This window comes from Flavobacterium sp. CLA17 (genome assembly GCF_013112255.2).
Lineage (GTDB): Bacteria > Bacteroidota > Bacteroidia > Flavobacteriales > Flavobacteriaceae > Flavobacterium > Flavobacterium circumlabens.
On sequence record NZ_CP068294.1, the window covers coordinates 1,826,992 to 1,848,321 of the forward strand.

Below are 21,330 nucleotides of genomic sequence, written 5' to 3' on the forward strand. Positions count from 1 at the left end.
ACTCAAAATGAAGTACTTTTTATTCCTTATTACTATTGCTTTTTGTTCCTGTTCTCCAAAAATAAGAACTTCTGTTTCAGAGAAACATGAAAAACTGGATAGTAAGTCCAATGTTATTGTTTTTAATACTAAAGCTGAATTGCCTGCTAATTTTACTACAATTGGAACCGTCAAAATTGGAGATACCGGTTTTACTACCAATTGTGATTTTAATACCGTTCTCGAAGCAGCAAAAACAGAAGCAAGAAAAAATGGTGCTAATGCGTTCTTAATTACCGAACATTTGTATCCAAGTATGTTTGGAAGCTCCTGCCATAGAATTAGTGCCGATTTATTGAGGATTGAAAGCACTACCGATTATAGTAAACCTGTCATCAATAAAGATTCGATTCACTCAAAAGATCGTTTAAAATTAGTTGCCAATGAAGCGACAAATTATAAAAGTTCAAAATCTTCAGGTTTTTTGTTGTTGGCAAATGTGGCTCAAAGTTTCAGAGTTGCTTCATCGCCGGATGGGTTAAATTCGGAGCAAAAAAAATATATGAAAAATTTAAAATCAGGACTTAGTTATGATATAAGTGCTTATTATCTTAAAGATGATAGAACTGGTTTCGGTTTGAAGTATAATGTTTATAAATCATCGGGAACAATCAGAAATCAGCAAATTACACTTGACGACGGTATAAATTATCGAGGGGATTTTAGTGATGATATAACAATTTCATTTATCGGACCTTCCTTTATACTTACAGAAGGTAAAAATGCAAGAGTTGGAGAGGCTAATTTAGAGCTTGCGATTGGATACATGTCCTATCGGAATAATTCTACCATCATTGGCAGTCCGTTAAAAATAACGGGGTCTAATTTGGGTATGATTGCCGGAATGGGATATCATTTTAGGATAACGCCGCATTTTTTATTAGGCGCACAAGCTAATTTCGTTGGAGGTGTTTTACGAAAACTAAAATATGAATATCCAAATGGCATTACAGAAACGATTAAACTTGAGGATGAAGAAGTTGAAAATTTGTGGAGAATTGATTTGGCCGTCGGAGCTAAATTTAGATTCTAAGCTGTTTTTACTAATATAGCTGAATACATTCATGAAGCAATTCTAAAAAAGTGAAACCTCGCCTGCATGGCGAGGTTTCACTTTTTTATTTCCTGCTCTGCTAAGTATTCTTAAATTACATAAACACGCTGGCAAATGTCTCTGACTTTGTGCTACTCCAAATATATTTAAAAACCATAGACATCTCAAAGTCTCCGACTTTAAAACAAATAAGCCTAACTTAATCTTATCAAGAAGTCTATTCAAAAAGTCAGAGACTTTTGAGACGTTTATAATTTCTAAGAACAAAAAATTGCGCACAGTCTAGAGAGATTTGCGTAGGTTTTTATGAGAACTCTTCGGAGGAGCGGGGATGTTAGAATCTTTAGAATCGACTAATTGCCAAGATAAAAGATGCACCAGAAGTATAGAAAAACAGACCTTCAGCAAGGGTTACAATCAGGATTCAAATCTTTAATTTTTCTGACAATATGACCGAAAAAGAGCAAAATACCCTAAAAATCATCCCTAACGTTCCCGTATAGGAGTGACGGAGCGGTGACGGAGGAGTGACGGTAACGTGACGGAGAAATAACGTATGAAAAAAGTAATGTCAAAGTGGCAGGGGTAAGAGTTGTGAGTTGTGGGTTGTGGGTGAATAATTTTAAAGCACAATCATCCCGATAGGATAAACAAAAAAACATGTTTTTTATATAGGAAAAAGATTATATTTGGTCTGCATAAAAGCCAATCAAAAAATAGTATTCTGATAAGAAAACTTGTTTTTTATGGGTTACTATTTTTTAAAAGAATTTTAAATATCTTTGAAGTATGAGCACAGCAACAAAATCAAATCACATAGGGCGAAAAATCAGCCGTATTCGTGAACTGAAAGACATGAAACAGGAAGCCCTAGCGCAGGCTTTGGGAACCAATCAGCAGGCGGTTTCTATTATGGAAAACAGCGAAACTATTGAAGAAGATAAGTTAATTGAAGTAGCGAAGGCACTTGGTGTAAGTGTGGAGGCTATTAAGAATTTCTCGGAAGAAGCTGTTTTAAATATTATTGGAAATACCTATCATATGGATAATTCTTCTGCAGTACATTATGGCTGCACATTTAATCCATTGGATAAATTAATCGAAGCTCATGAACAACAAATAAAACTTTACGAACGTTTGGTTCTGGCTGAGAAAGAACTGGTTAAGGCCGAAAAAGAAAAGGTGGAGTATTTAGAGAAATTATTCAAAGTAAAATAATATATTGTTCTAAAGAGAGTTTCTTTGAAAAAAAATACGCAAATGTCTATTAGAGATTTTGCGTATTTTTTGTTTTTGTGAAATAGCGTATTCTTGTATTGAGGAATCAATTAACCGTGCAGTTTGTCATTTCGACGAAGGAGAAATCACACCTGAAATTCCATAACTAAAATCGCCAATCTTTGTCGATTGTCGAGTGTGATTTACTTCGTCTGTTCGCTATCGCTCGGGTCTCCCTGCGGTCGAAATGACAATGTTGCGGATATATAAAGTTAAGACCTCTATCATTCTTAAAAACTTCGATAACTACCTCGGTTTATCAACAGGCAATCATTTTACACAATATTGTTTTTACAAAGAACTATTAGTTCTTCAATTTGCTGTTGTGGCATTTTAACAGCACATTCAAGGGTCTCTTTTCCATTGTCTACAATCAAAATACCCTCGTGGTCTTCTTCATAGCCAACTGGTGAAACGAAATACTTAAGGTTTTCGTTTTTAATTGTTTTTTTAGCATCGCGAAACCATCCGTAATTGGCTTCGTAAACGATTTCATTTTTGGAGTATTGTATTATTTCTTCTCCATAAGTATTCCATAATGCTACTCGCAATAAATAGAATCCTAAAAGGGAAAAAATCCCAATTCCGATTATAAATCCAAAATGTAAACCTTCTCCTAAAGCGATGGAAGCGATTGTTCCGGCGGTTGGAAAAGTAAAAAAGGCAAAGGCAAAAAAATATAACACCAGTCGAATGATAAAAGGTGACTTTCGGACACTGAGTTTTACTTGATTGTTTCCAAAAATAAATTGTGACATAGTTTAGGAATTGTGAGCTATGCCACAGGAATATAAATATTAAAAACAGCCCCTTTGTTTATGGCGCCTTCGGCTTTGATGAATCCTTTGTGGTTTTCTACAATTCGTTTTACGATGGTAAGTCCTATTCCGGTGCTTTTTGTGGGTTTGGTATGTAAGGCCTGGAAGAGACCGAATATTTTTTCGGTATATGCGGGATCAAAACCTATCCCATTGTCTTCTATAGTAATGTTGCAATATTTGGTATCCGGAAGCAGTTTTTCGTAATCAGAATCTAATCCATGAATTGTTTTTGCTGTTATTTTAATAATAAGTTCCCGATTTGGATCTGAGAATTTTATCGAATTACTGATCAGGTTGTACAAAAGCTGCCTGAATTGAAATTCGATGACGGCCAGACGGCCCAGATTTCCTATTTCAAAGTGTATGTTTTTGTTCTGTACTTCTTCAGAAAGGTCTTCAATCACATCGTTTGCAATGGTATTTAAATCTTTAGATTCAAATTTTCGTTCGTCAAATTTTGTTTTGGAGTAAATAAGAAGGTCATTTATTAGATTCTGCATTCTGAAAGCGGAAATCCTGATTTTGTCAAACGCATGTTTGCCTTTTTCGGAAAGGTTATCGGCTTCTTCTTTTTCTATAATATCTGTAAAAAGCTGTATTTTTCTTAGAGGTTCCTGAAGATCATGACTCGAGATATAATTGAAAGCTTCCAGTTCACTGTTCATCTTTTCGAGGGAAATATTTTTTTCAATTAGCTTTTCCTCCACATCGGACTTAAGTTTTTCAGCTTTTTTCTTCTGGACTTCTGTTTTTTCCAACAGCGTGTTTTTTTCTTTCAATATGGTTTTACTGGCTACTTCCTGCTCGACAGCTGCTATATGAAAAGAAATTAAATCGGCAAACAGCGCAAACATTTCGCGGACTTTGAATGTTTTCAGGCTGTTTGGTTTTGGGTCGATAGCGCATAAAGTTCCGAAGAAACTACCATCCTGGCGGATAATGGGAATCGAAATATAACTTTGCAGTTTGTACATTGCGGGTGTATGATGATCATGAAAATCAGGGTCTTCGCTTACGTTGTCTATAATAACAGGTTGTATGTTTTGTCGGATATCGTTACAAATTGTTGTTTTTACCTGGAGTTCGTCTCCGGGTTTTAAACCAAATTCCAGATGATCCTCGGCGGCGCAGGTAATCCATCTGTCTTCGGTTACCCGGGCCACTGCTGCAAAACCCATTCCTGTTGTCTGGCAAATTACACTCAGTAATTTAGGTACCATGGGTATATTCTGAATATTGAGGATATCTTGTTTGAAATTTTCTTCTAGCACTTTGGGACTTTAATTTGGTCTAAAAATACAAAATATTTCGGTTTTGGACTGATTTAAGTTTTCGGGATAAAGGAGTTTAATTTCAGATTTATTTTTGGAGAGTTTAATTTTTGAAATTATTAGTTGTAATTTTACGACGATTTGCGTGAGGGATAGGAGTGAACTACCAAAGTAGTACGGATAGCCCGACCGCATTTACGAAAGGCGCGAATAAGCGGTGTATAAAGTGCGCCTTTTGAGAATGGGGTCACGCCCGAATTATGAACACAATTAAATTTAAATACATATGAAATTTTTTATTGACACAGCTAATTTAGCTCAGATTAAAGAAGCACAGGCTTTAGGTGTTTTGGATGGTGTAACTACAAATCCGTCATTGATGGCAAAAGAAGGGATCACCGGAAAAGATAATATTTTGAAGCATTACGTTGATATTTGTAATCTTGTTGAAGGTGATGTGAGTGCTGAAGTGAATGCACTGGATTTTGACGGAATGATCAAAGAAGGTGAGGAGTTGGCTGAATTACACGAGCAAATCGTAGTAAAATTGCCAATGACCAAAGAAGGTGTTATGGCTGCTAAATATTTCTCTGATAAAGGAATTAAAACAAATGTAACATTGGTGTTTTCAGCGGGTCAGGCTTTATTGGCTGCAAAAGCAGGTGCAACTTATGTTTCTCCGTTTATTGGCCGTTTAGATGATGTTTCTACAGATGGTCTGAACCTGATTCAGGAAATCAGAGAGATCTATGATAACTACGGTTATGAGACTCAGATTCTGGCTGCTTCCGTACGTCATACCATGCATATTGTAAACTGTGCTAAAATAGGTGCTGATGTAATGACAGGACCTCTTTCTGCTATTTATGGTTTATTGAAACACCCGTTAACAGATATCGGATTGGCTCAGTTTGTGGCTGATTTTGAAAAAGGGAACAACAAATAGTTTTATCCAAAAAAGAATTGTAAATCGCTGTCTTTCTTATGAGAGACAGCGATTTTTTTTAGTATGCAGGAGAATCTAGCAGCAGTTTTGGTATTTTCTTAGCGGGGGGTGTAGGTAAACAACCAGACTATGTTGTAGAATTTTGAATTCATTTGAATTGAAATAAAAAGACCCGTTTTACAATTTGTAAAACGGGTCTTTTTATGTTGTTTTTTCAGAAGATTTTAGTGTCCTCCTCCTTCGCTTTGCACGTGGCTTACGCCCTGGCTTTTTAATATTTTAGGGCAGTAGAAGCCATAAAACGCTAAATAAGCAAAACCAAGTAGTGGTACGATATAAGAAAAGTGTGTATAAGTAATACCTAATATTCCGTTGGGATGCGTTGCGTCTAAATCACAGATACTTCCCTGAACTAATGGAATAACGCCACCACCAAGAATCATCATGATTAGGAAAGACGAAGCTTTTCCGGTGTTTCTTCCTAATCCTGCAATCGCTAAATCGAAGATAGAAGGCCACATGATCGATAAGAACAATCCTCCTGAAATAAAGAAGAATTTTGCGATTTCTGTATCCGGGCAAACTAATCCGGCAACCATCATTAATAAACCGGAGATTCCGAAAAGCATTAATGTTTTTCCCGCATTTTTTCCGCCTACGAAACTTACTGCTATAAATAGTAAAATCCAGATTGGGTAAATGTAGAAAGAAGATACATCATGCGCAGCAAAAACGTTTGCTCCGATAATAACTCCGAAGGCTAAAGCGGGTACGATAAATTTAAGAGCCGTGTTTACTAAGTTTGAGGTATTGAAAACATTGACACCGCCATTCCAGCGGCCGATCATTAAACTTCCCCAATACAGTGCAATAAAAGGAGAAATAGCATCTTCTAAAATATTACCGAATTCATTTGTTTTTAATAAGGCAGGTAAGTTACTAATGATGGTCACCTCGGTTCCCACATAAATAAAGATTCCCAACATTCCCAAATACAATTGCGGATAGTCTAAAATGCTGAATTTAGCCTGTTTTTGTTCCAGTTTAGCTTCTTCCTCATCTATTTTAGCCGGATCTTCGATTTTAGAAAAATACATGAAAATCGCCACCAGGATAAAAGCAAGTCCTAAAATGATAAAAGGCAATTTGATATCTTCCAGAGAAAGGTTTGTTTTTTTGTTGTCTCCCATTCCAAAAAGAGCAATTCCTAAAAGGATTGCGCCAATAGTGGTTCCGAAAGAGTTTACACCTCCTGCCAATGTCAAACGGTGTGCTCCGGTATTCGGGCTTCCCATTTTAATAGCAAGCGGATTTGCTACAATTTGCTGAATAGAAAATCCTAAACCAACCGTAAACAAAGCAGTTAAAAAGAAAGGAAAACTTTCCATTGTAGCGGCAGGAACGAATAAAAACGAACCAACTGCTGAAAGAATTAATCCCGCAGAAAGCGTCTTTTTGTATCCGAATTTTTGTAAAACATCTGATTTTAGGGATACTAAAAAGAAGATAATTGATCCTACAAAATATGCAGCGTAAAAAGCCCAAGCCACCAATTGTGACTGAACCTGAGATAAAGTAAATACTTTTTTGAATACTGGGATAAGGATGTCATTGGCCGAACCGACAAAACCCCAAAAGAAGAAGACGATTATCAAAGAGATAAACTGCCCCCACTTGGTCTGTACATTTTCTGAACTCATAATAGTAGTAAAGGTTAATTTTATTATTTATGTTTTTTGAAGACCGTAAATATATTTGTTAAGTATATCAAAAAAAAATAAAAAGACACAAATAATGTTAAATTTAAACCAACAACAGTATTTTTTCAACAAAGTGTTAATTTTTAGCCTCTTGAAAAACAGAATTTAGAACAGCCTTTTATTCCAGAATTTTGTTTTTTACTTCTTTGCTGTAGTTTCGGCCAATAGGAATGGTGTACGATTGGATCTGAATACGGTTTCCTTCAATAGATTTTACCTTATTTAAGGCAATAACGTACGATTTATGGATACGCAGGAAGCGATCAGCGGGTAGTTCTTCAGATAAGGAAGTCAGTGATTTATGGGTAATATAGGTTTTATCAGGGGTTACGACTTTAATGTATTCTTTCATCCCTTCCACAAACAGAATTTCTTCAATATTAATTTTCATCATCTTTTTATCTACTTTGATGAAAATATGAGAGTCGCCTTTTGAGGTTTCGACTTTAATATTATTCTTTAGATTATATTCGGTGGTGATTTTATTGATACACTTTATAAATCGGGGCAGTGGAATTGGTTTTACTAAATAATCCAAAACATCAAGATCATAGCTTTCGGCAGCAAATTCACGAAATGCTGTTGTTATAATAACTTTAGTTTTACTTTCAATTAAGCTGATTAATTCAAAACCGGTCATCATAGGCATGTTGATGTCTAAAAAGACAGCATCAACAGCAGTGCTGTTTATAAAATCGAGCGCTTCCAAAGAGTTATTAAAGGTACCTATAACTTCAAAGTCGGTAAAATTGCTGAAATAATTTTGCAGGACTTTGATTGCCAGTGGCTCATCATCAATCAACACGCATTTAATTTTCATTACGAATAGGTATTTGCAAACGGATTATATAGTAATTGAGCTTAGTTGTATGTTTTAAACTGAAATCGTTTTTATAAATTAATTTTAATCTCTTTTTGGTATTGGCTAATCCGATACCTCCTTTTGAGTTTAGATTTGGTGAAATTACAAAATTATTTAGGATTTCAAAATCTAACATTTTAGTATCGGTAACTTTACAATTGATTTTAATTTTCAGGTTTTTATTGTTGAGACCGCCGTGTTTAAAGGCGTTTTCGACCAGTGAAATAAAGATCAGCGGAGGGACGACCACATCTTCTATATCCGATTCCAGGTTAATGGTAACTTCCACATTCTCAAAGCGTAACTTTTCGATTTCGATGTAATTCTGAATATAGTCTATTTCTTTGATCAGCGGAACAAATTTGGTTCCTTTTACATCGTATAAGACATATTCCATCAGGTTGGACAATTTGATAATGACGTCAGGAACCTTATCTGAAGATTCTAAGGAGAGTGCATACAAATTGTTCAGCGTATTAAAGAAAAAATGAGGCTGGATCTGGTTTTCGAGATATTTTAGCTTGATCTTGAATTGATTTTCTCTCAGCGATCTGTTTCTTTCCCTTTCGCGCAGCCAGGTTAAGGTAAGATAAACCGATGATGCCATCGCCAGAACGTACAATTCTCCAATACAAACGGCAACAATATGGTTGATCTCAAAAGGATGGTATTCGCGGTTTGCTTCCGGCCATATATTTTCGGATATAATATAATAGGTAAGGGCGGTTTTCAATAAATAAATACCAAACAGACTTACAATTAAGGCGAATGTGTATTGGATGTATTTCTGCTTTAAAACAAATTTCGGGACTAAAACAAAAAGATTAAAATAGACCAGAGGAATGTGCAGCGAAAACTCAATCAGATTTGATTTGAATGAATACGGATAATCGTTGAAGTAAGCACCCCATCTTAAGAAATTAAGAGTAAAATAACTTCCCCAAAACCAAATGTGGTTCTGAAGCTTTATGTCAAATTTTAATTTCTGAAGTTCGTTCAACTTTATTTTATAAGGGTTTAGGTGTGATTGTCGTTTGCATAAAGATTTTGCAACTTTAAACAATTACAGGTTAAAACGCAATTCTTTTGAATAAAATTTTGAAAAAAAATGGAAATGATGGTATATTTTTCGGGGAGAACGTTTTCGTAAAACATAATGTTGATTGTTTTGTGTCGTTTGTTTAAGGTTTTGAGTTGTTTGTTTAAAGTTTTTTATTTGTAGGTATTTTAACACTATATTTAACAGGTTAACAATCTAGAGCACTAGTTAATTCTTAAATGTATGAGATTTAAAAAAATACTATTGTCAGTTTAAAATTAAACGTTATGAAAAAAAAAATACCCATTTGCATTTTTATTTTTTTAGTAAGTATCATAGGATCGTTTGCGCAAAATAATCTATACTACTATTATCAAGGTCAAAAAATATATTTAGAAGTAGATAAAACTTTTTTAAATGTTAGTACTGAAGAAAATATTCAAAAATCAAGCATTACGATTTTAAATGTAAAAGATTTTGATTTTAAAATAGATAAGTCGAATGTTAAGGCTCAAAAAACTGCTAAATTAGAATTTCAAAAAGTTCCAACAGATTTAGAGTTTCAGAAAAAGATTAAAGCCTTGAAAGAAAATCCGGATATAAATAGTGTATCATTATATTACAAAAGGAAGAATGCAAAGCCTATTGGAACCTCTGGTTATTTTTATGTAAAACTTAAAGAGGAAACGGATTTTAAGATATTGGAAAAAATTGCTTCACAAAAAAACATCCAAATTGTTAAGCAGGTTTCTAATATGCCAGAATGGTATATCCTTACTGTGAAAAAACAAACTATTGAAAATTCTTTAGAGCTTTCTAATTATTTTTATGAAACAGGTCTTTTTGCCGATGTTGATCCAGCTTTTATGTTCGATTTTCAAAATAGTTGCACTAATGATCCAAGCTTTGGGAGTTTATGGGGGCTAAATAATGTGGCAAACCCAAATGTTGATATTAATGCATGTCAGGCATGGAATATATCGCAAGGTAGCGGCGTAAAAGTTGCCGTTGTTGATCAGGGAATTGATAAAACGCATAATGATTTGGCAGGAAATATGTCTACGTTGAGCTTTGATACGCAATCGGGAACCTCACCTAGTGTTTTTAACGGTGGTGAACATGGTACTCATATAGCGGGAACTATTGGAGCTATTAAAGATAATAATTTGCAAGTGGTTGGTGTAGCACCATTATCGAAGATAATGAGTGTAAGTCATTCGCTTTCTGCAACACCTAATATATCTGCTGAGTTAGCTAGTGGAATTAGTTGGGCTTATCAAAATGGTGCAGATGTAATTAATAACTCGTGGGGAGATCAAGGTGGGCAATTCTATGGGCAACTTCATAGTGCAATACTTGAAAATGCAATTGTTAATGCAATGACTTTCGGAAGAAGTAACAAAGGAACTGTAATTGTTTTTGCTTCTGGTAATTATGGTGGCTCCGGTGCTATTATGGATTATCCAGGTAATTTTAATGATAATATATTGAGTGTAGGTTCCATAACTTCAAATGGTAATCGGAGCGTTTTTTCAGGATACGGTACAAGATTAGATGTTGTTGCACCCGGTAGTAATATTTTGTCGACTCTTCCATACAATACTACAGGCCCTTTAGATGGCACTTCTATGGCTAGTCCTCACGTTGTTGGTGTTTGTGCATTAATTCTTTCTGCAAATCCATTTTTGACAGGACAGCAGGTTCGTGATATTATTGAACAAACATCTCAAAAAGTAGGTCCTTATTCTTATGTTACGACAGCAGGAAGACCAAATGGTACTTGGAATAATCAAATGGGGTATGGCTTAATTGATGCATATGCTGCTGTTTCTGTGGTACAATGTTTTGGCTCTATATCAGGCGCCAATCAGATATGTACTAATGCTGCATATACTGCTCCGGGTGGAGGAACAACTTACAATTGGTCAGTCACACAAAGTAGCAATTTAGTAACCCTTTCGGGTAATGGTACAGGTTCAGTTGTATTAACAAGAACATCGCAAACTGTTAGTGGTCAAATTACACTTAACCTGTATTATGGAAATGCATCTTGTGGCTATAGAACCATTACCAAAAATATTGATATCGGAAGTAATTTTATCGTTACTATGTATGATGGCGTGGGACCTTATGGACAGGTTGATGTTTCTATACAAGGAGGAAGCCCGCCTTATAAGTTTTATAGAGGAGAAACAACATTAATATATACAACTTATTTGGAAGGTATGTCTGTAGTGCCTTTTGGTTGTGGAGGTGGCCTGCTGAAAGTAGAATCAAATACCTCATGTGGTCTTGTTGCTGTGCGTAAATTGTATTCTGGATGTAATACGAAATCAAGTCAGTCTTTAGAAACATCAAGTACTGTTGAGGGCAACTCTTTTTTTAAAATATATCCAAATCCTACAAGCAGTATAATTAATGTTTCTTTATTTAATGAAGTAGGATTACCTAATCTCGGTATACCAATTACTGCAATACTGTATGACTTGAAAGGACAACAAAAAAGAAAAGTTACAATTGTTGATAATAATGCAGTTATTAATACAGAACAGCTTGAAAGAGGAATTTATGTTTTGTTAATACAAATAAATGGTACTTCTGAAAGTCATCAAGTTATAGTTAAGTAGCAATATTGCTCAATTTATAAGCCCTGAGAAGTCTCTTATATTTTTTAATCTCATTTAAAATTATGATAAAAAAATATAAGAGACTTCTCAGGGTTTATTTTTTTTTTTAATCAATTGTATAATTTAACTTTTATTTTAAGAATTATTCTGTTTACTGCATGAAATGCCTTTTGCTTTAAGATAAAAATTAAGTTATTAGATAGTAATGTAAATTAAATATTTATTGGGTAATTAAGTGTTTTTGTTGGATATGAGTTTTATAATTTATAAAAAAGTAGTTATTTTTTAAGAGAAAACGTTTTCGCAAAACGTATTATTGATTGTTTTGTGTTGTTTGTTTAAGGTTCTGAGTTGTTTGTTTAAATAGTTTTAGTTATGTTAATTTTAGCAATATATTTAGAGCTTAACCAACAAAACCATGACAAAAATGAAACAAATTGTGTTAATCTTTATGATTTTCTTTACTACGCAAGTCATGCTTGCCCAAGTAAAAACAATCAAAGGTTTAGTAAGCGATCAAAACGGATTGCCATTGCCGGGAGTAACTGTTCTTATCCAGGGAACAGCGAAAGCGAGCCAATCTGATTATGATGGAGTGTATGTAATTCAGGCATCAAAAAACGATGTTTTGTTATTTTCATACATTGGGTTCAAAACTCAGGCAGTAACGGTAACTGATGCAACTCAGTTAAACGTTTCTCTTGTAGATGATGCTCAGAATCTTAATGAAGTTGTTGTAACGGCATTAGGGATTAAAAGACAAAAGAAAGAACTGGGCTATGCTGTTCAGGATGTAAAAGGCGATCAGTTGAACAAAGTAATTACAACCAACGTTGCTTCGGCTCTTTCAGGTAAAATTGCCGGTGTTGATATTTCTATGCCTGCCACAGGAGCGGGAGGAAGTGCCAGAGTTATTATTAGAGGGATTTCGAGTATAGGGGAGAGTAATCAGCCACTTTATATTGTAGACGGAGTTCCTATTGATAATTCCGGATTGAACAATGACAGTGCCGCTTCCAGTAAATGGTTTGACGGCAGGGATAACGGTGACGGAATTTCAAGTATTAATCCAAATGATATTGAGAGCCTTACTGTACTAAAAGGTGCTGCTGCATCAGCTTTATATGGTTCAAGAGCCTTAAACGGGGTAATTTTAATTACAACTAAAAAAGGAAGCAAAGGAAAATTACAGGTAGAATTGACGAGCGGTGTTAGTTTTGATCGCGTAAATGCGAAGTATGATGATTTTCAAACTGAATACGGTACAGGAAATCGCGGAATTTTGCCGGATCCATTAAAAGCACCTACTGAAATTTACGGGTATACAACCAGTGCATGGGGACCTAAATTTTCAGATCACGTAGGAACACAGGTAAAAATATTTGATGGCTCTATGCGACCTTATGCTAAAGTTGACAACAATATTCAGAATTTTTTTAAGACTGGGGTTACAACAACTAACGGAATTGCACTTTCTGGCGGAAGTGAAAATGCATTCCTTCGTTTTGGATTTAATAATATGAAAAATGATGATGTTGTTCCTAATTCTGGATTAGAAAGAAACAATGCTTCATTAAATGCTACTTTAAAATCAGACAAGTTTACGTTAGATGCTAATGTAAATTACATGGTCGAATCTACAAATAACCGACCTGGTTTAGGTGATTCACCAAACAATGTTGGCTATTCCTTAAGTGGTCTGGCCCCAAATATTGATCAGGCCTGGTTAAAAAATTATGGAAATCCTGAAACAGGAGAGGTCTATAAATGGAATAGCAATATTTATCAATTGAATCCTTATTTAACAGTAAATGCAAATCATAATTCTTCTAAGAAAAATCGTTTTACGGGAAATGTGGCCGGAACCTATCAACTTAAAAAATGGGTTGGATTGACTTTTAGAACTGGTTTAGATACTTATGTTTTTGATTCAAAAGATTTCATGGTACCGGGAAGTACATGGCCAGGAAGAGATACCGGTTATCTTGGATTGAATGATATAACCGTTTCTGAAATGAATACGGATGTCATTGCGACTTTTAGCGAGATCAAATTAGCTACTGATTTGACTTTTTCGGGAATTTTAGGAGCGAACAGAAGAGATTTTAGAAGATCCGAAAACTCTAGCCAGGGAACAAATATTATTCAGCCGGGAACAGAATATATCAGTAATTTTTCAACTCAGTCAATCAATGCGCCGGTAGAAACAAGAACAAGAACAAGTTCTGTTTACGGTTCTGCAAAGTTTGATTATAAAGGTTATTTATATGCTGAATTTACAGGAAGAAATGACTGGTTTAGCGTTATTAATAAAGATGCTTTTTATCCGGGAGCTTCATTAGGTTTTGTATTCTCAGATGCATTTAATATTCAGAGTGATACTTTTTCTTATGGAAAATTAAGGGCTTCATGGGCAAAGGTTTCTAATGCTCCGGGGGCTTATAAAAATGCATTAAACTATACTACGTACTCTTCTTACGACGGACAAAGTGTGGTAAATGTTAAGAATACATCAGCACCAAATGCAAACTTGACTTTTCAATCAAAAACAGGAATCGAATTTGGTTTAGAAACTTCTTTCTTTAAAAACAGATTAAAAGCAGATATAACGGTGTACCGCGAAGATACAGCTGATCAAACACTTGATTTAGCCTCTTCATCAACATCAGGATATGAATTCCTTTCAGTAAATGCAGGAGAATTGCGTAACGAAGGTATTGAGATCTTTTTATCCGGTTCACCAATAAAAACTAAGGATTTTGAATGGGGAATTGACTTAAATTATTCTAGCAATAAAAACTCAATTCTTTCTTTACATCCTGAAATTAATACGTACACAATTTCTGAGGCTCGTTGGGCTAATGCTGCTATTGTAGCTCAGGTGGGCGGACAATACGGTACCATTATTGGAAAAGATTTTCAAAAAACACCTTCAGGCGAAATGATTGTAGGTGCAAATGGTATGCCTGTATATACAGATACTAAAGTGTCTTTAGGAAAAGGAGTTCCGGATTGGGCAGCTGGTTTGACCAATAGATTTTCTTATAAAGGAATCACACTTCAATTTTTATTAGACATGAAATTTGGTATGGATGTGTATTCTATGACAAACTCAGTTGCTGCAACAAGAGGATTGTTAGATATTACTACAGAAGGAAGAGATGCTTATATTGCTGCAAGAACACAAGCTGCTGCAAGTGATCCTAATTTCGACATCAATAACTGGGTTCCTACTGGCGGTTATGTAGCAAATGGAGTAGTAAATACAGGAACAGCTGAGAATCCTGTTTATGTAAAAAACACTAAACCTGTAGATCCTCAGGAGTACTGGAGAAATGTTACGGATAACACTCCGGCACCTTTTATTTATGATGCTTCGTATGTAAAATTAAGAGAAGTAAGTTTAGGGTATACGATCCCTAAAAGCGTTTTTGGCGGAGCAAAAATAAATTCAATCTATGTTTCTGTATTTGGAAGAAATCTATTGACATTCAATAAAGATTTACCAAACATTGATCCGGAGTCTATGTATACTTCAGGAAACGGACAAGGGTTTGAATATGGTTCATTACCATCAAGACAATCTTATGGTTTTAATATTAAAATTACATTCTAAAAAAGTAAATTATGAAAATCAAATATATAATAGCCATGCTTGCAGTTTTTACGGTAGTTGGCTGTACAGAAAATTTTGACGAACTGGAAAAAGATCCTGTGGCGTTATCCGCAAATCCGGCAGGTCAGCTTACATTTACCCAATTATGTATGTCCGGAGATGGATACTATCAGCATAGAACAAATTTAATATATGCCGGAGGTTTTGTACAGCATTACTCTGGTTCCTGGGCAGTAACAAACTACGGTGGCAAATTTAATAATTCAGAGGAATATGCAGTAGCTTTATGGAGAAACGTCTACGCCCATGAAATGAAAAGCGTTGTCGATATTCTTGATGTAACCGGTAAAGACGCTTCGGCTGTAAACATGAATGCTGTTGCTAAAATTATGAGAGTAATGATCGCACAGCGATTGACTGATATTTATGGTGATGTGCCTTATTCAGAAGCGGGTTTAGCTTTCTCTAAAGGAATTGTAACGCCTAAATATGATAAACAAGAAGATATTTATGCTTCTTTTTTCATCGAATTAAATGAAGCTTTCAATCAATTAAATACCGGAAGTGATTTGATAAAGGGAGATTTGTTTTATAAAGGAGATGTTTCAAAATGGAAAAAATTAGCCAACACGATGCGTTTGCGTCTGGCCATGAGAATCTCTGAAGTAAAACCTGCCGAAGCAGAAAAACAAGCTAAGATAGCATTACAAAATGGAGTTTTTGAAAGTAATGCTGATAACTGTATTATGCAGCATTTAGATTTTCCTTTTAGTGATGATCCTGCCAGACTGGATTACAGAGGAAACGGATTGTCTTATGGTTTTATAGGAAATGAGCAAGGAGATCATTTTAGTTCATTACTAATAGACTATCTAAAAAACAATGGAGATCCAAGATTGACTATGATAGCCACTCCTAAAACAAGTAGTAGTGTGGTGCCTTGGTCACCAATACAACCGGGCGAAACATTATATGAAGGTGTTAAACCGGGAGTATTTAGATGGGAGCTTCCCGGAGGATCAAATTCAGCTTCTGGTATACAGCCTTATTTAAAATTAAGAACAACTCCGTTTTTGCACGTAAGTTATTCAGAAACTCAATTGTTATTGGCAGAAGCTGCTTTTAGAGGATGGGTTTCAGGTTCTGCTGCGGATTATTACAAAAAAGGAGTTGAGGCAGGAATTAAACAATTATCTATTTATGGCGCGGCTCCTGCAAGTCAGGCAAATATCGATGCTTATGTAAATGCTAAGCCTTTATTAGCCGGGACAGAAAAAGAACAAATTGGAACACAAATTTGGATTACCTACTTGTTTAATAGTATTGAAGGATATTCGAACTGGAGAAGAACAGGGTATCCACATTTAGTCCCCATAACAAATTCAGATTCCGGAACTGGTGGTGTTGTGCCAACACGGTTGTACTATCCGAATGATGAGATGCAGAAAAATGAAAAAAACTATTTAGATGCGGTATCCAGAATGGGAGGAAAGAATGACTGGCTGGGTAAAGTTTGGTGGGATGTAAACTAAAAAATCCCAAACATAAAGTTATGCCTGATAAGGTATTATTTCAATCTAATTAAAATTAAAAACAACAAGTTTAAATTTCAAAATTATGAGAAAAAATAAAGCCTTATTAGGCATCCTTTTTTTTATAAGTTCACTTTTTTCAGCATACAGCTGTTCGACAGAGAAACAATCTGATCCTGTAGATTCAAAAACTAAAACAGCCAGAGTTGTAGGTTATTTATCTTCGGATAATATCTATAAAATAACTTCAATACAGTTTTGCAAACTGACACATCTCAATGTAGCTTTTGCCAATCCCAATAAAGACGGGAGTCTGAATTTTAATGGAGATATCGATGCTCTTATAAAATATGCCAAATCGGTAAATCCTAACATTGTAATCAGTATTTCGCTCGCAGGTGGAGTTTTATCAGAAGAACAGGCAGCAAACTGGTCTTTCCTGATTGATAAATCTGAAAACAGACCCGTTTTAATTCAAAGTATATTAAATTTTGTTGAACTGCATCAGCTGGACGGAGTCGATGTAGATCTTGAATGGGATGCCGTAACCAGCGGCTATAGTGGATTTGTTTTAGAATTAAGAAAAAGCCTTACGGAGCGTAAAAAACTTTTAACAGCCGCATTGCCCAATAATTCCCGTTTCGAAAATATAAATTCAGCAGCCTTAAATGCATTCGACTTTATCAATATAATGTCTTATGACAGTACAGGACCGTGGACACCGAATAATCCCGGTCAGCACAGTTCGATGAGCAATGCCAGGGACGGAATTGACTTTTGGCATAAACTTCAAAATGTTCCAAGTGATAAAATAACGCTGGGAGTACCTTTTTACGGTTATAATTTCACCTATGCAGCTGTGACTAGCTTAACATTCAGCCAAATTGTAGAAGTCGGGCCTCAATTTGCCGATCAGGATGAGTTAGGAAAAATTTATTATAACGGAAGACCTACTATTTCTCAAAAGGTGGAATATGCTTCTCAAAATACAGGAGGAATTATGATTTGGGAACTGGCACAGGATTCTTTTGGCGAATATTCTTTATTAGATGTCATACATAAAAAATATACAAGCTTAAAATTTAAAACTACCGAATTGTGTGGGAATTAAAATTTTAAGGAGAAGATACCCTGAAAAACAGTTGCTCCGCTCTTATTTTATCAAGCAGTTATTTTATTAAAAAAAGCTTAATTTTTTCTCTAAAGACCACAATTTAAAAGACTTATTCCTGAATTGCTACCTTATAAAGAAATAGTTAATTTGATATATATAACAGTGATAAATACAAGTAAATGGTAGAATTTAATAAAGAGAAAACGTTTTCGCAAAACGTATTATTGATTGTTTTATGTCGTTGGTTTAAAAAATATAGCCGTTTGTATAATTTATTTTTTTTAACAATACGTTAAGAATAAATTTACGCCATAACTAACAAAATAAATAAACATGAAAAAAATTTTCTTAATCTTTATGATTGTTTTTACAGCGCAGGTTTCGCTTGCTCAGGTGAAAAATGTCAAAGGTATGATCACAGATTCTGATGGGATGCCGTTACCAGGGGCATCTGTTGCTGTGCAGGGAGGTCAAAAAGGTGCCACAACCGATTTTGACGGTTTGTACTCAATTGAAGCACAAAAAGGACAAACATTGGTTTTTACTTATGTAGGTCTTGAAACACAATCAATTGTGGTAGGAGATGCTGTTACAATTAATGTTAAATTAGTTCCGGCAGCTTCAAATGCACTTAACGAAGTAGTTGTAACTTCATTAGGTATCAAGAAAACCAGAAAATCTTTAACGTATGCAGCTCAGGAACTTAAAGGAGAAGAATTAACACGCGTAAAAGATGCCAACCTTATAAATACTGTTGCAGGTAAAATTGCCGGTGTTGCAGTAACTAAGAGTTCTTCTGGAGTTGGAGGTTCTACAAAAGTTGTTATTCGTGGTAATTCATCTTTTGTAAACAATCAACCTTTATATGTTATTGACGGTATTCCGTTGGTAAGCTCTGGAGCTGCACAACCAAATGGTACATTTGGTGATTTAGCAGGAGGTAACCGTGATGGTGGAGATATTACATCATTGATTAATCCAGATGATTACGAAGGAATGACAGTTCTTAAAGGTGCTGCTGCTTCTGTATTATATGGTAGCCAGGGTGCTAACGGTGTTATTTTGCTTTCTTCTAAAAAAGCAAAAGTTGGCGCTGAAAGTTTAACAGTAAGTTCAGTAACAAATTTTGATTCTGCAGCATACTTGCCAAAATTCCAATCAGATTATACTTCTAATGCTGGAGATCCAAGATCTTGGGGCGCTAAACAAAAGGTTGAAGGGGATATTGAAGATTTCTTTGAAACCGGAGTAACTCAAATTACGTCTCTGGCTTTCTCTAAAGCTACAGGTGGAACTTCAACGAGCCTGACTTATGCTAATACAGATGCTTCAGGTATTATGCCAGGAAACCATTTGAAGAAAAATAACTTCGGAATCCGTCAAGTAGGTAAATTTTTTGATGATAAATTAAGTGTTTCTGTAACAGGAAATTATGTTGTTCAGGAAATCAATAATAGACCTGTGAACGGTTTGTATTTCAACCCAATCAGTGGCGTTTATTCTCATCCAAGAGCTTTTAGTTTAAATGACTTAAAGAACTATGAGATTTATGATCCAACAAGAAACATGATGGTTCAGAATTACCCGGGTTTTGCGACAGTAAACGAAAGTAATGAGAATCCTTACTGGCAGATAAATAAACAAAAATCTGTAGATACTAATAATTTCTTTAATGGTGCAATTGCTTTAGATTATAAAATTGAAGAGTGGTTTCACTTAACTTCAAGATATAGCTACAATAGAAATGAAAGTAATTTTCAAAAAGAAATGTTTGCTACATCTGCAGCTTCATTAGTTCATACTAACGGTAGATATATTAATTCAACTTTAACATCTACTCAAAATTATGCAGATTTGATAGCTCTTATCAATACTAAAATAACAGATGATTTTTCATTTACCGGAACAATAGGTACAAGTATTAATAGTGGTAAAAGTGCTGGTGTTAATCTTGATTCTGGAATCGGAGCCGGTTTAACTTATGCTAACATTTTTACATTAGGAAATTTTGCCAATAATTCTGGGAATGTTCAGACAGCATATCAAAGAGAAGTACAATCTATATTTGCTGCTACAACTTTTGGATACAAAGATTATTTGTTTTTGGATGTAGCTGCAAGAAATGACTGGTCCTCTACTTTGACGAATACTGATGACGCAAGTTTCTTTTATCCTTCTGTAGGTGTTACAGGAATTCTGAGCGAAATGTTTGCTATGCCGGAGGCTATTAGTTTCGGAAAAGTTAGAGCAACGTATGCACAAGTTGGTAATGATATTTCTGCATTCATTACAAATCCAACGGTGAATATTGTTGCAGGTAGTATCGTACCAACTAGTGGTCCAATACCAGGAACTACATTGAAACCGGAATTAAAATCTGAAATTGAAATAGGTACTGAATGGAGATTTTTGAATAACAGATTCGGGTTTGAATTATCATATTATGACTCTGAAACTAAAAATCAGTTAATGCAAATTCCTGCACCATCAACAAACTTGAATGGTTATGTAAATTATTTTATCAATGCGGGTAGTATTACAAATAAAGGATTTGAGGCAGTTGTATTTGCAGACGTTATTAAAAATGATAAATTTAGTTGGAATACGAGTTTAAATTATTCTCAAAACAAAAGTACTGTAAATGATATTCCTGCAGATCAGGGAGAAGGTGGAAGAATTACACTTACTGACCCGGGATCTAATACGTACAGATTCTCATTAATTGAAGGAAGACCTTTTGGAGTTATCGAAGGAAAAAACTTTAAGAGAGATGATCAGGGTAGAATTTTAGTAAATAGCGATAACACTATTCAAAGAACAGACTGGGAAGAAGTTGGAAATGCAAATCCTGATTTCATGTTAGGATGGTCAAATACTTTCAAAATTGGTTCATTTACAGCTAGTGTTTTATTAGACGGACGTTTTGGTGGTGAAGTTTTAAGTTTAACTCAGGCTATCAATGATTATAATGGAGTTTCTAAAGCAACTGGTGATGCCAGAAATGCCGGAGGAAAACAAATTAATGGTGTTAATGCAACTACTGGTGCTCCAATAACTTCGATGGATGCATTAACTTATTACACTGAAACAGCAGGTAGAAATGGAGTTTCAGGTGAGTATGTTTACGATGCTACAAACGTAAGTGTAAGAGAGATTTCTATTGGATATACTTTCAATAAAAAGAAATTACCATTTGTACAATCAGCTTCTATCTCATTAATCGCTAGAAACTTATTCTTTATCTACAAAGATGCGCCATTCGATCCAAACGTTGCTTTAAGTACAGGAGAAGGTTTACAAGGGGTTGATGTATTCGGAATGCCATCAACAAGAAGTATTGGTCTTAATTTAAACTTAACTTTCTAATCTTA

General features: G+C 34.9%; 13 protein-coding genes. 8 read left to right on the forward strand and 5 right to left on the reverse strand.

The annotated features are described in order from the left end of the window. The first annotated feature begins 7 nt into the window (after positions 1–7). Both HAV12_RS08055 and HAV12_RS08060 read left to right on the forward strand, forming a co-directional pair. Entirely contained in the window at positions 8–1,072 is a 1,065-nt protein-coding gene (locus HAV12_RS08055; protein ID WP_171569189.1) for a hypothetical protein, read from the forward strand. 810 nt (positions 1,073–1,882) lie between these two features. After that, entirely contained in the window at positions 1,883–2,311 is a 429-nt protein-coding gene (locus tag HAV12_RS08060) for a helix-turn-helix domain-containing protein (RefSeq protein WP_171569190.1), read from the forward strand. A gap of 335 nt (positions 2,312–2,646) precedes the next feature. Here the strand turns inward: HAV12_RS08060 and HAV12_RS08065 are convergent, their stop codons facing one another. Together HAV12_RS08065 and HAV12_RS08070 are read right to left on the reverse strand one after the other, a co-directional pair. Then, a complete protein-coding gene (locus HAV12_RS08065; protein WP_171569191.1) occupies positions 2,647–3,129 on the reverse strand; it encodes a hypothetical protein in 483 nt (160 codons plus the stop codon). A gap of 17 nt (positions 3,130–3,146) precedes the next feature. Next, positions 3,147–4,463 (reverse strand): ATP-binding protein, encoded by a 1,317-nt coding sequence (locus tag HAV12_RS08070; RefSeq protein WP_205423356.1) that lies wholly within the window; start codon positions 4,461–4,463, stop codon positions 3,147–3,149. A gap of 286 nt (positions 4,464–4,749) precedes the next feature. Here HAV12_RS08070 and fsa point away from each other — a divergent pair, with 286 nt between their 5' ends. Continuing rightward, complete coding sequence (gene fsa / locus HAV12_RS08075; RefSeq protein WP_171569193.1) at positions 4,750–5,409, forward strand: fructose-6-phosphate aldolase; 660 nt, start codon at positions 4,750–4,752, stop codon at positions 5,407–5,409. 224 nt (positions 5,410–5,633) lie between these two features. On the opposite strand, the gene HAV12_RS08080 is transcribed toward fsa, so the two are convergent. The 3 genes from HAV12_RS08080 to HAV12_RS08090 form a co-directional block, all read right to left on the reverse strand. Continuing rightward, on the reverse strand, positions 5,634–7,109 hold the full coding sequence (locus HAV12_RS08080) for an MFS transporter (RefSeq protein ID WP_171569194.1): 1,476 nt from the start codon (positions 7,107–7,109) through the stop codon (positions 5,634–5,636). Positions 7,110–7,287: 178 nt separating this feature from the next. Further along, entirely contained in the window at positions 7,288–7,989 is a 702-nt protein-coding gene (locus HAV12_RS08085; protein ID WP_132035266.1) for a LytTR family DNA-binding domain-containing protein, read from the reverse strand. After that, on the reverse strand, positions 7,979–9,031 hold the full coding sequence (locus tag HAV12_RS08090; RefSeq protein ID WP_171569195.1) for a sensor histidine kinase: 1,053 nt from the start codon (positions 9,029–9,031) through the stop codon (positions 7,979–7,981). Before HAV12_RS08090 ends, HAV12_RS08085 begins: the two co-directional genes overlap by 11 nt. 326 nt (positions 9,032–9,357) lie before the next feature. On the opposite strand from HAV12_RS08090, the gene HAV12_RS08095 reads away from it, so the two are divergent. The 5 genes from HAV12_RS08095 (at position 9,358) to HAV12_RS08115 (ending at position 21,325) form a co-directional block, all read left to right on the forward strand. Next, positions 9,358–11,697: a S8 family serine peptidase gene (locus tag HAV12_RS08095; RefSeq protein ID WP_171569196.1), complete on the forward strand. Its 2,340-nt coding sequence runs from the start codon at positions 9,358–9,360 to the stop codon at positions 11,695–11,697. Between the two features lie 427 nt (positions 11,698–12,124). Continuing rightward, positions 12,125–15,313 (forward strand): SusC/RagA family TonB-linked outer membrane protein, encoded by a 3,189-nt coding sequence (locus tag HAV12_RS08100; RefSeq protein ID WP_205423357.1) that lies wholly within the window; start codon positions 12,125–12,127, stop codon positions 15,311–15,313. Between the two features lie 11 nt (positions 15,314–15,324). Beyond that, positions 15,325–16,845, forward strand: coding sequence for a SusD/RagB family nutrient-binding outer membrane lipoprotein (locus HAV12_RS08105; protein ID WP_171569198.1), 1,521 nt, complete (start codon positions 15,325–15,327; stop codon positions 16,843–16,845). A gap of 85 nt (positions 16,846–16,930) precedes the next feature. Continuing rightward, on the forward strand, positions 16,931–17,956 hold the full coding sequence (locus HAV12_RS08110; protein WP_171569199.1) for a glycosyl hydrolase family 18 protein: 1,026 nt from the start codon (positions 16,931–16,933) through the stop codon (positions 17,954–17,956). Positions 17,957–18,292: 336 nt separating this feature from the next. Continuing rightward, complete coding sequence (locus HAV12_RS08115) at positions 18,293–21,325, forward strand: SusC/RagA family TonB-linked outer membrane protein (protein ID WP_171569200.1); 3,033 nt, start codon at positions 18,293–18,295, stop codon at positions 21,323–21,325. Positions 21,326–21,330: the final 5 nt, after the last annotated feature.